This window comes from Rhodococcus sp. DN22 (assembly GCF_036669995.1).
Taxonomy (GTDB): Bacteria; Actinomycetota; Actinomycetes; order Mycobacteriales; family Mycobacteriaceae; genus Rhodococcus_F; species Rhodococcus_F erythropolis.
On record NZ_CP133326.1, the window covers coordinates 2529294 to 2541359 of the forward strand.

Below are 12066 nucleotides of genomic sequence, written 5' to 3' on the forward strand. Positions count from 1 at the left end.
CACTGATGCCCGGCCGAATCGAATTCGGCCGGGCATCAGTGTTTTTCCGCTGTCGTTCTACCGCTGTCGGTCTACAGACCAGGGACCACAACCGCACGGCCGCTGAGCGTTCCGGCAGCCAGTCGTCGATACGCTTCGGCACCGTTGTCGAGACTGAATGTCTCCACCGCGATGTCGAAGATGCCGGCGTGGGCGAGGTCGATCAATTCGATCAACTCGTTGCGGGCACCCCAATACGGAACTGTCACCGAAGCCTCGTAAGGACTTTGGAAGAACCCGACTTTGGCGTGGGCCTGGCCGTCCCCGATCCCGACGATCGTGACGTCTGATCCGACGCCGGCGACAGCCATCGCGGTGTCGATGGTGGGCTGGTAGCCGACGAAGTCGAGAACCAGTGCGGCGCCTTGACTTCCAGTGATCTTGCGGACGTTCTCGGCCGCGTCCTTGTCGGACAGAACCACTTCGTGAGCGCCTACCTTGGTTGCCAGTTCGAGCTTGTCCGCGCTCACGTCCAAAGCGATGACCGTTGCCGCCGAGAGGTGGCGGAGGAGCTGAATGGCGACGTGGCCGAGACCACCGGTACCAATGACAACCGCGTACGAGCCTCCGCGAAGTTTCGGCAGAGAACGCTTGATCGCGTGATACGGCGTCAGACCGGCGTCGGTCAGCGGCACCGTCTTGACCGGGTCGAGGTCGCCGATCGGGACAAGGTGGCGAGGAGAATCGACGATCATGTACTCGGCCAACGCGCCGGGTGCACCGAGACCGGGAGGATTGATTCCGAGTTCTTGGGCGCGAGAGCAATAGTTCTCGAGTCCTTGTGAGCAGTGCCAACAGTTGCCGCAACCCCAAGGTCCGTAGACGACGACATTGGTTCCGATGTCGAGACCTTCGACACCTTCGCCGACGGCGGCGACCTTGCCTGCGCCTTCGTGGCCGAGCGTGAGCGGAAGGCCGTAGGTGTACTGCTCTTCGGGCAGGCTCATGATGAAGTCGTCCGAGTGGCAGACGCCGGCAGCGGTGACTTCCAGGAGCACTTCACCTGGACCGGGCTCGGGTTTGGGAATTTCCGTGAGTTCGGGTTCCGCGCCGATTCTCGTGTACTGGATTGCCTTCATTCCGACTCCTTTGTCGTGGTTGGCCAACCGCTCCTGGCACATGCGGGGTGTTTAGCCCCGCTAACAAAAGAGTACGCATCTGTGCATGTTCGGTCACGGGATCCGTGACCGAACAGACATGGCGCTTCGGCGATCGCGGTTCAGTCGATCCCGCCGCTGCCACTCGGCATCGGGATCTTGACCACCTTGTCGTCGTTCGGCCCCGGCTCGCCCGCGGTCTTGTTGATCGTGCTCGCCCACATCAAACCGTCGGATCCGAGCGCCAAACCGCCCAGTTGGCCGTACGTGTCTTTCGCCACTGCCGACGGCGCGGTGGTGATCGCTCCCGTTCCGGGGTCAGCGGCCAATGCGGAGATCGCTTTGCCGGCCCCCAACGCGACAGCTACCACTCCCTGCGCCGCAATGCACCCCCCGACGCCGGGCCGGTCGGGCCAGGTCCAAGCGGGCGACGTCACTGTGCCGTCGGAGCCGACGCGTTGGAGCCGATCTTCGAGAGTGGTTCGGTCGGTGACCCATGTCGCGATGCCGGGATCGACACATACGCCGCCGCCGTTCCCGATTCCGGACAGAACAACTTCCGGGCGAGGCGGCGAAGCGTTTGGCGTCAACGATCGGACTCGCAACAGTTTCCCTGCCAACGAGCCGGGATCCTGAGCAACCGCAGGGTTGCCGGTATCGCCTGTCAGGACCATGAGCTGGTCCGGGGCCGCGAACTCGAGTGATCCGCCGTTGCCGCTTGTACCGCGCGGGATTCCGCCGAGGACCTCCTTGGCGGTGTCACCGGGAGCAATGCGGACCACCCGGTTGTCGGTTCCGGTGGTGACGTAGGCATAGATCAGGTTGTCTTCGACAAATGTGGGGGAGAGGGCGATGTCGAGCAGTCCGCCGTCGCCGCTGCCGTCGACGTCGATCTTGGCAACCTCGACCGGTGTCGTGTTGGGGGCTACCTGCATGATTCGGCCGGTTCGCCGTTCGGCCACCAGCCCGGAGTTCCCGTCCGGGAGTGTGACGAGGCCGCCGGTGGTGTCGAGACAGGTTGCGATCACGGCGGTGTCGGCGTCCTGACACGGCCCGAGGGGGCCGGTCCGCGGCGCCGGCGGCGTGGTCGACGGCGGCGGGTTCTCCGGCTGCACTTCGGCGCTTGCCTGGTTGGTCGGTTCGGGTGTGAACGGCGAGGCAGTCGATTCGTCGAAGTCCGCGCAACCTGCGAGCAACGATGTCCCGAGCACCAGAGCCAGTGCGCCCAGCGCTGCATGCCTACCCGTAGTCATGCCCAAGACGTTACGTAACCCACGGCAGATGCCGCCACGCCGGACCAAGGTTCCCCGTCGAGTTCGTGAATCGGTCATAGGCTCACCTACGTGACTGACGAGCGAAAAGATCCCAGCGAGTTGTCGGATGCGGACAAGCCGACGGGCAACGTGTCCAGTCCGTATGACTCGCCCACCGAACAATTTCCGACGGTGAGCGCCAAGAATCCGTTGCCGCGGACCGACGACGATCTCGATTTCGGTTCCACGAACGCCAACTCGCTGACCGAACAGATACCGACATACCGAGCGCCGGGCGCGGATCAGCCGACAGTGGCTCTCGAGCGAGAGACGGCGTACGACGCTCCGATCGCCGCCGTCCCCACCGCCGAAGCCGTGGCAGGGACCACCGAGACTCCGCGGGGCCGAGGCACTCTCGACCTCGGTTTGCTTGCACTGCGATTGGCCGTCGGCGGAACGGCACTGGTGCACGGTCTGCAGAAGTTGACCGGTATCTGGAACGGGCCGGGTCTGGGCGGGTTCGAGACGATGCTGGCGGACGCCGGGTTCCAGCAGGCGAAGTGGATGGCGATCCTCGGCGCCGTCGGTGAGGTCGCAGGTGGCGCCCTCCTGATCCTGGGGTTGCTGACTCCCGTTGCGGCAGCATCGGTTCTGGCCGTGATGATCAATGCGTGGGCGCTGCGTCAGGCGAGCGCACCTGGACTGGAGTACTTCGCCCCGGCCGGTACCGAGTACGAGATGCTGCTCGGAATCTGTGCGGGCGTCATCATTTTGACGGGTCCCGGCCGTATTTCGCTCGACGGTCGTCGTGGCTGGGCAACCCGCCCGTTCGTCGGATCGCTCGTGGTCTTGATCCTCGGCATCGCTGCGGGCGTCTGCACTTGGATCTTCCTGAACGGTGCCAATCCGCTCATCTGAAACTCGCGCCGTCGAACAGACGAACCGCCGCTCTCCGAATCGGAGAGCGGCGGTTCGTCTGTGAAGGATCAGTCCTTGACGAGTACCGGGTCGGCGTTCGCGGACGGGATGGCTGTTCCGTCCTTGAGCTTGCGACCGAGGACCGACTTGCGGTGACCGTAGGCGAAGTACACGAGCACACCGATGGCCATCCAGACGAGGAACCGGATCCAGGTCTCGACCGAGAGGTTGAGCATCAGCCAACCGCAGGCGAGCACGGCGACGATCGGCACGAAGGGCACCAGTGGGACGCGGAATCCGCGCGGCAGGTCGGGGCGGGTGCGGCGTAGGACGATGACACCGACACAAACCAGGACGAATGCGAACAGCGTTCCGATGTTGACCATCTCTTCGAGCGTGCCCATCGGGAAGAAGGCTGCCAGGACGGCGACGATGCCACCGACGATCAACGTGATGCGCATCGGGATGCCCTTGGCGTTGGTCTTGGCCAGGCTGCGCGGCATGAGGCCGTCACGGGACATTGCGAAGAGGACGCGGGTCTGGCCGAGCATCATGACCATGACAACTGTCGTGAGGCCGGCCAGGCCACCGAAGTTGATGGCGGTTTGTGCCCAACCGATTCCGTTGGCCTCGAATGCGGTTGCGAGGGTGGCGCTGGAATCGCCGACCAGAGGACTGCCGTCCTTGAGTTCGGTGTACTTGACCATGCCGGTCAGGACGAGTGTGACGGCAACGTAGAGAACGGTGACGATGGCGAGCGAGCCGAAGATTCCGCGTGGCAACGACTTCTGCGGGTTCTTGGTTTCCTCGGCCGTGGTGGCGACGACATCGAAGCCGATGAAGGCAAAGAACACGAGGCTGGCCGCGGCGAGCAATCCGTAGGCGCCGTAGCTACTTCCGCCTGCACCGGTCAGCCAGGAGAACAAGGTCTGATGGATTCCGCTGGCAGAGCTCTCGGATCCTTCGGACGGCGGGATGAAGGGAGAGTAGTTCTCCTTCTTGATGTAGAACGCGCCCACGACGATGACGAGCAGGACTACTGCGATCTTGATCGCGGTAATGATCGCGGAGACTCGCGAGGAAACCTTGGTGCCGATCGCGAGAATCAGGGTGATCGCGCCGATGATGAGCAGTGCGCCCCAGTCGAAGCTGATCGACCCGATGTGGGCGGTGGTGCTGCCGCTCGCCCCGATGACGTTGCCGAGGTACAGCGACCAACCCTTGCCGACGACGGCGGAGGCGAGAGCAAACTCGAGGATGAGGTCCCAGCCGATGATCCAGGCTGCGAACTCACCGAACGTCGCGTAGGAGAACGTGTATGCGCTGCCTGCGACTGGAACGGTGGAGGCGAACTCCGCGTAACACAGCGCGGCAAGGCCACAGGCGATCGCAGCGAGAACGAATGCCAGTGAAATCGAGGGTCCTGCGACATTGCCTGCGGTTCGAGCAGTCAGCGTGAAGATGCCTGCGCCGATGACGACGGCGACTCCGAATACCGTGAGGTCCTTCGCGGTCAGTTCCTTCTTGAGCTTTGTCTCAGGCTCGTCGGTGTCCGCGATCGATTGCTCGACGGATTTGGTGCGCCATATGCCGACTCCGGGCATGTATTGCTCCTTGGTTGTTTCCCGTCGACCTTGTGGGTGGCGGGCGGTGGCTGACTGTCGTCGTTGTGATGTGCGTCTCAGCGACCTGATGAGGGAACCACTGGTGAGCGCCGTGTGCAAGTCAGCTCGCTCGAACTGACCGAAATGATCACCTGACTGAAAGTCATCCCCCCTCATGTATCTGAATTGATCAGCTGGTGTCTGGAACCCTACGTCCAAGTGAATTCGCTCACGAGCCGGACGCGCGATTCAGTCTGAAATGTCTGATAGCTCATATCGTTCCGTTCGTGTTCCGCGTGTCGGCCGACTATTCGGTACCTGTCGGTCGGTCTTGCGGTCAATGAGTCTCATAGTTGCGGTACGTCCGTACCAGAATTATGTATATGTGTATCCGCGCAAGACGGCTTACGGGCCACTGAACCCACTACGGCGCAGTGGCGTTCGGTGGTGGTACTCCGACGTCTCTCGACGCCTCCGGACTCGACCGGATGTGCGATGTCGCGGAATTCCGTATGGGCGCTGACCTTTCATCCGTTCTCGTGTGAAAGAAGTCCCTGGACGCTGCGCCGGCTCAGGTCGCCATGCGCAAGTTCCTACGTGTCGGCGTGGTTGTCGAAGGTGCTGCCGACGATGCGTACCAAACCGACGGGATGATCGGATTGGTTTGTGGTGCATGCTCGTACAACACCGGAGGAAGATTTTCCGGAGGAACTGGCGCGAATCTGATCCCGATTCATCTCGCACGCTGACAGAAAAGATCCCCGGCCGAAAAGCGGCCGGGGATCTTTTGTCCGTTCGTGGCAGAACTTACGGAACGTAGCGAACCGCGCCCTTGTCGGCGGACGTTGCCAGAGCGGCGTAGGCGCGTAGGGCTGTCGTCACGGTGCGCTGACGATCGACCGGCTGCCACGGGCGCTCGGAGGCCTCCATCTTCGCGCGTCGCTCGGCGAGGACGTCCTCGTCGACCAGGATCTCGAGCGTGCGCGAGGCGACGTCGATGCGGACCTGATCGCCGTTCTGGACGAGTCCGATGACTCCGCCTGCGGCAGCCTCGGGGGAGATGTGACCGATGGACAGTCCGGAGGTTCCGCCCGAGAAACGACCGTCAGTGATCAGTGCGCATTCCTTGCCGAGGCCTGCGCCCTTGAGGAAGGCGGTGGGGTGCAGCATTTCCTGCATGCCGGGGCCACCCTTGGGGCCTTCGTAACGCACGACGAGAACGTCGCCGGCCTTGATCTTCTTCTGCAAGATGACCGAGACGGCTTCTTCCTGAGATTCGACGACCAGCGCCGGGCCCTGGAAGGAGAACAGTTCCTCGTCGATGCCGGCAGTCTTGAGGATTGCGCCGTCGAGTGCGATGTTGCCGCGCAGGACAACCAAGCCGCCTTCGACGGTGTAGGCGTTCTCGACGTCGCGGATGCAGCCGCCGGCCGCATCAGTGTCGAGAGCAGACCAACGGTTGTCCGTGGAGAACGGTTCGATGGTGCGCACGCCGCCGGGAGCCGCGTGGAAAAGCTCGATTGCCTCGTCGGTTGCCTTGCCGGAGCGGATGTCCCAGTCGTCGAGCCACTGGTCGAAGCTCTTGGTGTGCACGGTGGACACGTCGGTTTCGAGGAGTCCGCCGCGGCGAAGCTCACCGAGCAGCGCGGGGATTCCGCCGGCGCGGTGGACGTCCTCCATGTGGTAGTCCGAGTTGGGGGAGACCTTGGACAGGCACGGCACCTTGCGGCTGATCGCGTCGATGGTGTCGAGGTCGAAGTCGACCTCGCCTTCCTGCGCCGCAGCCAGAGTGTGCAGGACGGTGTTGGTGGAACCGCCCATGGCGACGTCGAGAGCCATTGCGTTGCGGAACGCTGCCGGGGTCGCGATGTTGCGCGGCAGCACCGACTCGTCGCCGTCGCGGTAGTACTTGAGGGCAGCCTCGACCACGGTGGTGCCCGCACGAGAGAAGAGTGCGTGACGAGCCTTGTGAGTTGCCAGCGTGGAGCCGTTGCCCGGCAACGCGAGGCCGAGGGCTTCGGTCAGGCAGTTCATGGAGTTGGCGGTGAACATGCCCGAGCACGACCCGCACGTCGGGCACGCGCTGCGCTCGACCTCGTCGAGGCCTTCGTCGGACACGGCATCGTTGGCAGAGGCGGAGATCGCGGTGATGAGGTCGGTGGGGGCTTGGGCCACGCCGCCGACGACCACTGCCTTACCGGCCTCCATCGGACCGCCGGAGACGAACACGGTCGGGATGTTCAGACGCATCGCGGCGTTGAGCATGCCGGGAGTGATCTTGTCGCAGTTGGAGATACACACCAGTGCGTCGGCCGTGTGGGCGTTTGCCATGTACTCGACCGAATCGGCGATGATCTCGCGGCTCGGGAGCGAGTAGAGCATGCCGCCGTGGCCCATTGCGATGCCGTCGTCGACTGCGATGGTGTGGAACTCACGAGCGACGCCGCCGGCCGCACTGATGGCCTCGGCAACGATCTCGCCTACGTTCTTGAGATGCACGTGTCCGGGTACGAACTGGGTGTACGAGTTCGCTACGGCGACGATCGGCTTTCCGAAGTCGGAATCCGTCATTCCTGTGGCGCGCCACAGGGATCGGGCTCCGGCAGCATTACGTCCGATGGTGGTGGTGCGTGACCTCAACGGGGGCATGGGCGTGTTCCTTATGTGATCGTTGCTGGTCCACTCAAATAGAAGCGAGGGCCTTCCAACGCTACTCGCGTGTTACGGGCGCTTCTCTTCGGGCTGGTCCTGTGAGTTCTCGGCGACCTCGGATTCTGCTTCTGCTTCTGCAGCTGCTTCTTCCTCTTCGGCTTCCTTGGCGGCGAAGGCTTCTGCCGCCGATGCATAGGGATCAGTGATGCGGCCGCCGCTGGCGATCGCGATCTCGGGAAGCCTGACGAAGCTGACCGCAGGCAGGGTCACCTCGGTTCCGTCGGTGAGTTCCGCGCGCGCCCAGCTGCGCTTCGGGAAGCGGAAACCCTTGACGTCGTCCCAGGCGAGGGTGCGCTTGGAGAACGTCGAGCGGACCTCGAGGCCGTCAGGGCTGACGGTGGTGCGCAGTCGCGCGACGAGATAGACGGCGATGATCGGAAGGATCAGCAACCAGCTGAAGGCGACGGGCCACCCGAAGATCGGGAAGCTGACCGCGAACAGGAGGAACGCGCACGCCATGTAAGCGAGCTGCGAAATGCGGATGACGTGCCGAAGTGGTTTCGGCGTGTGGGATGATTGAGCCGGTGGCACGGGCTGCTGCGAAGTTGACACCTCTACATCTTCGCATTGCAGCCGATGTATCTCAGATTCTGGGACGGTCGACTCACCAAGTTTGCCGTTCGCGACTAGCGCCTCTACTGTCGAGTGCGTGAAACAGAATGAGTTGCTCGTAATCGGCCGGCGCGTCGTCGCCTGAGTCGATTTTTCAACTCACCAGATAACGACGCGCCACCCTCGCTCAGCAGATGCTGACGGGGGTTTTTTGTTGCCCGGAGCCAGAATCAGAGGATTTCCCAGTGAGCGCACCAACAGCACGGCCTCAACCCACGCCGCGCAAGTCAGGGACACCGAGCCCGACAACCGCGGCTGCCGCAACCCAGACGGCCAACCGTCGCCAGCTCCCGCCTGAGCGGGTAACCGGCGCGCAGTCTGTGGTTCGAGCCCTCGAGGAGCTCGAGGTCGACACGGTATTCGGCATTCCCGGCGGTGCCGTGCTCCCGGTTTACGATCCACTCTTCGATTCGGTCAAGGTCCGCCACGTGCTCGTGCGCCACGAGCAGGGTGCAGGCCACGCTGCCACCGGTTACGCCCAGGCGACCGGCAAGGTCGGCGTCTGCATGGCTACCTCGGGTCCCGGTGCGACCAACCTGGTCACGCCACTGGCCGACGCGCAGATGGACTCCGTTCCGATCGTCGCGATCACCGGACAGGTGGCGCGCTCGCTGATCGGTACCGACGGCTTCCAGGAAGCCGACATCTCAGGCATCACGATGCCGGTCACCAAGCACAACTTCCTGATCACCGATGCGATCGACATCCCGCGCATCATGGCCGAGGCCTTCTACCTCGCGGCCAGCGGTCGCCCCGGCGCCGTCCTGGTCGATATCCCCAAGGACATCCTGCAGTCGCAGACCACGTTCTCGTGGCCGCCGGAGATGCGTCTGCCGGGCTACCGCCCGGTCACCAAGCCGCACGGCAAGCAGGTTCGTGAAGCTGCACGTCTGATCGCCGACGCCAAGTCGCCGGTTCTGTACGTCGGTGGCGGCGTCATCAAGTCGGACTCCTCGCCGGAGCTGCTCGAATTGGCAGAGCTGACCGGTATCCCCGTCGTCACCACGCTGATGGCCCGCGGCGCGTTCCCGGACAGCCACGACCTCAACTGCGGTATGCCGGGAATGCACGGCACCGTTGCCGCAGTCGCCGCTCTGCAGCGCAGCGATCTCCTGATCACCCTCGGCGCGCGTTTCGACGACCGCGTCACCGGTCAGCTGAATTCCTTCGCGCCCGACGCCAAGGTCATCCACGCCGACATCGATCCGGCCGAGATCGGCAAGAACCGCTACGCCGACGTCCCGATCGTGGGCGACTGCAAAGAGGTCATCACCGAACTCATCGAGGCTATCCGTGCCGACATGGCCACGGGCACCACGTTCGAACTCTCGGAATGGTGGGCGTACCTGAACGACATCCGTCGTACCTACCCGCTGAGCTACGACCGTCCCACCGACGGTCAGCTGAGCCCGGAGTACGTCATCCAGACCGTCGGCAAGCTCGCCGGACCGGATGCCATCTACTGCGCCGGCGTCGGCCAGCACCAGATGTGGGCCGCGCAGTTCGTCGGTTACGAGAAGCCGCGCACGTGGCTCAACTCGGGCGGGCTCGGCACCATGGGGTACGCGGTTCCCGCAGCCATGGGTGCCAAGATGGGCATGCCCGACACCGAGGTGTGGGCGATCGACGGCGACGGCTGCTTCCAGATGACCAATCAGGAACTCGCAACCTGCGCACTCGAAGGTATCCCGATCAAGGTTGCCCTCATCAACAACGGCAACCTCGGCATGGTGCGTCAGTGGCAGACACTCTTCTACGAAGAGCGCTACTCCAACACCAACCTCGGAACGCACGGCGCCATCCGCATCCCGGACTTCGTCAAGCTCGCAGAAGCATTGGGCTGCCACGGAATTCGTGTCGAGCGCGAAGAAGATGTCGAAGCTGCGATCCGTGAGGCGCAGTCCATCAACGACAAGCCTGTCGTGATCGACTTCATCGTCACCGCCGACGCACAGGTGTGGCCGATGGTCGCTGCCGGAACGAGCAACGACGAAATCATGGCGGCCCGGGGCATCCGGCCGCTTTTCGACGACGACGAGGCAGTTGCCGAGCCCGCCGTCATCCACGAAGCCATGTCACGCGAGCAAGCCGGACCCGCCGCGGGCACAGGGGAGGATCAGAAGTGAGCACCAGTCACACCCTCAGTGTTCTCGTCGAGGACAAGCCAGGCGTGCTGGCCCGCGTCTCCGCACTTTTCTCCCGCCGCGGATTCAACATCGAATCCCTTGCGGTGGGCGGAACCGAGATCCCCGAGATCTCACGTATGACCATCGTCGTCACGGTCGACGAGTTCCCTCTCGAGCAGGTGACGAAGCAGCTCAACAAGCTGATCAACGTCATCAAGATCGTCGAGCAGGACGGTGAAGCATCCGTCGCTCGCGAGCTCGTGCTCATCAAGGTGCGCGCAGATGCAAGCGTGCGCACGCAGGTCATCGAAACGGTGAACCTGTTCCGCGCCAAGGTGATCGACGTCTCCCCGGAGTCCGTCACCATCGAGGCGACCGGTACTCGGTCCAAGCTGGATGCACTGCTGCGGATGCTTGATCCGTACGGTATCCGGGAGATCGTTCAGTCCGGGGTCGTGGCAGTCGGTCGAGGGCCGAAGTCGATCACGGCCACCCGCTAGTACTTTTAGACACGTAAAAATCCAAGGAGAGGTTGAGAACTGTGGCAGTCGAGATGTTCTACGACGACGATGCCGATCTGTCGATCATTCAGGGCCGCAAGGTTGCTGTGATCGGCTACGGAAGCCAGGGCCACGCCCATTCGCTGAGCCTGCGTGACTCGGGCGTCGATGTGCGCATCGGCCTCAAGGAGGGCTCCAAGTCCCGCGAAAAGGCGCAGGAGCAGGGCCTGACAGTCGGTACGCCGGCCGAGGTTTCCGAGTGGGCCGACGTCATCATGGTGCTCGCACCTGACACCGCTCAGGCCAGCATTTTCAAGGGCGACATCGAGCCGAACCTCAAGGACGGCGACGCGCTGTTCTTCGGTCACGGCCTGAACATTCACTTCGACCTGATCAAGGCTCCGGAGTTCGTCACCGTCGGCATGGTTGCCCCCAAGGGGCCGGGCCACCTGGTGCGTCGTCAGTTCGTCGACGGCAAGGGCGTTCCCGCGCTCATCGCCATCGACCAGGATCCCAAGGGTGAAGGCCAGGCTCTCGCTCTGTCCTACGCCAAGGGCATCGGCGGAACCCGCGCAGGCGTCATCAAGACCACGTTCAAGGAAGAGACCGAGACGGACCTCTTCGGCGAGCAGGCTGTGCTCTGCGGCGGCACCGAGGAACTGGTCAAGACCGGTTTCGAGGTCATGGTCGAGGCCGGCTACGCACCCGAGATGGCGTACTTCGAGGTTCTGCACGAGCTCAAGCTCATCGTCGACCTCATGTACGAGGGTGGCATCGCCCGCATGAACTACTCGGTGTCCGACACCGCTGAGTTCGGTGGATACCTCTCCGGCCCGCGCGTCATCGACGCCGACACCAAGGAGCGCATGAAGGCGATCCTGGCCGACATCCAGTCCGGCGAGTTCACCCGTCGTCTGGTTGCCAACGTCGAGAACGGCAACACCGAGCTCGAAGGCCTGCGCAAGGCCAACGCCGAGCACCCCATCGAGGTCACCGGCAAGAAGCTGCGCGACCTGATGAGCTGGGTCGATCGTCCGATCACCGAAACCGCGTAATTCGTAGTTTCACGCTCCACGTCTCCACTGGCCTGATGTCGCGCCGGTTCAATTACGTTGAACCAGCGCGGCATTGGGCCGGAGTCGTTTTCCGGGCCGGCTGAGTCCGGATTCATATTCCATCGAGAATTCGCCCGCGAAAGTGTCCAC

General features: G+C 63.4%; 9 protein-coding genes. 4 read left to right on the plus strand and 5 right to left on the minus strand.

What is annotated here, in order from left to right:
- Window positions 1-71: 71 nt before the first annotated feature.
- Window positions 72-1118: an NAD(P)-dependent alcohol dehydrogenase gene (locus RA302_RS11610; RefSeq protein ID WP_338480742.1), complete on the minus strand. Its 1047-nt coding sequence runs from the start codon at window positions 1116-1118 to the stop codon at window positions 72-74.
- Between the two features lie 140 nt (window positions 1119-1258).
- Window positions 1259-2389, minus strand: coding sequence for a PQQ-dependent sugar dehydrogenase (locus RA302_RS11615; RefSeq protein WP_338480744.1), 1131 nt, complete (start codon window positions 2387-2389; stop codon window positions 1259-1261).
- Between the two features lie 90 nt (window positions 2390-2479).
- Between RA302_RS11615 and RA302_RS11620 the strand changes: the two genes are divergently transcribed.
- The gene (locus RA302_RS11620; RefSeq protein ID WP_020907255.1) at window positions 2480-3307 is read left to right on the plus strand and encodes a DoxX family protein; all 828 of its coding nucleotides are present in this window, start codon (window positions 2480-2482) and stop codon (window positions 3305-3307) included.
- 68 nt (window positions 3308-3375) lie between these two features.
- Here RA302_RS11620 and RA302_RS11625 read toward each other — a convergent pair whose 3' ends face one another.
- The 3 genes from RA302_RS11625 to RA302_RS11635 all read right to left on the minus strand — a co-directional run bounded on the left by RA302_RS11625 (window position 3376) and on the right by RA302_RS11635 (window position 8154).
- The gene (locus RA302_RS11625; protein WP_019747924.1) at window positions 3376-4911 is read right to left on the minus strand and encodes an amino acid permease; all 1536 of its coding nucleotides are present in this window, start codon (window positions 4909-4911) and stop codon (window positions 3376-3378) included.
- Window positions 4912-5718: 807 nt separating this feature from the next.
- On the minus strand, window positions 5719-7560 hold the full coding sequence (gene ilvD / locus RA302_RS11630; protein WP_029255106.1) for a dihydroxy-acid dehydratase: 1842 nt from the start codon (window positions 7558-7560) through the stop codon (window positions 5719-5721).
- A gap of 72 nt (window positions 7561-7632) precedes the next feature.
- On the minus strand, window positions 7633-8154 hold the full coding sequence (locus RA302_RS11635; protein WP_021333074.1) for a PH domain-containing protein: 522 nt from the start codon (window positions 8152-8154) through the stop codon (window positions 7633-7635).
- A gap of 266 nt (window positions 8155-8420) precedes the next feature.
- Between RA302_RS11635 and RA302_RS11640 the strand changes: the two genes are divergently transcribed.
- Genes RA302_RS11640 through ilvC form a run of 3 tightly spaced genes read left to right on the plus strand, consistent with a single transcriptional unit; the run spans window position 8421 to window position 11916 of the window.
- The gene (locus RA302_RS11640; protein ID WP_019747929.1) at window positions 8421-10361 is read left to right on the plus strand and encodes an acetolactate synthase large subunit; all 1941 of its coding nucleotides are present in this window, start codon (window positions 8421-8423) and stop codon (window positions 10359-10361) included.
- A complete protein-coding gene (ilvN, locus tag RA302_RS11645) occupies window positions 10358-10861 on the plus strand; it encodes an acetolactate synthase small subunit (protein ID WP_003944718.1) in 504 nt (167 codons plus the stop codon). Before RA302_RS11640 ends, ilvN begins: the two co-directional genes overlap by 4 nt.
- Window positions 10862-10914: 53 nt before the next feature.
- Window positions 10915-11916: a ketol-acid reductoisomerase gene (gene ilvC, locus RA302_RS11650; protein WP_029255107.1), complete on the plus strand. Its 1002-nt coding sequence runs from the start codon at window positions 10915-10917 to the stop codon at window positions 11914-11916.
- Window positions 11917-12066 lie beyond the last annotated feature (150 nt).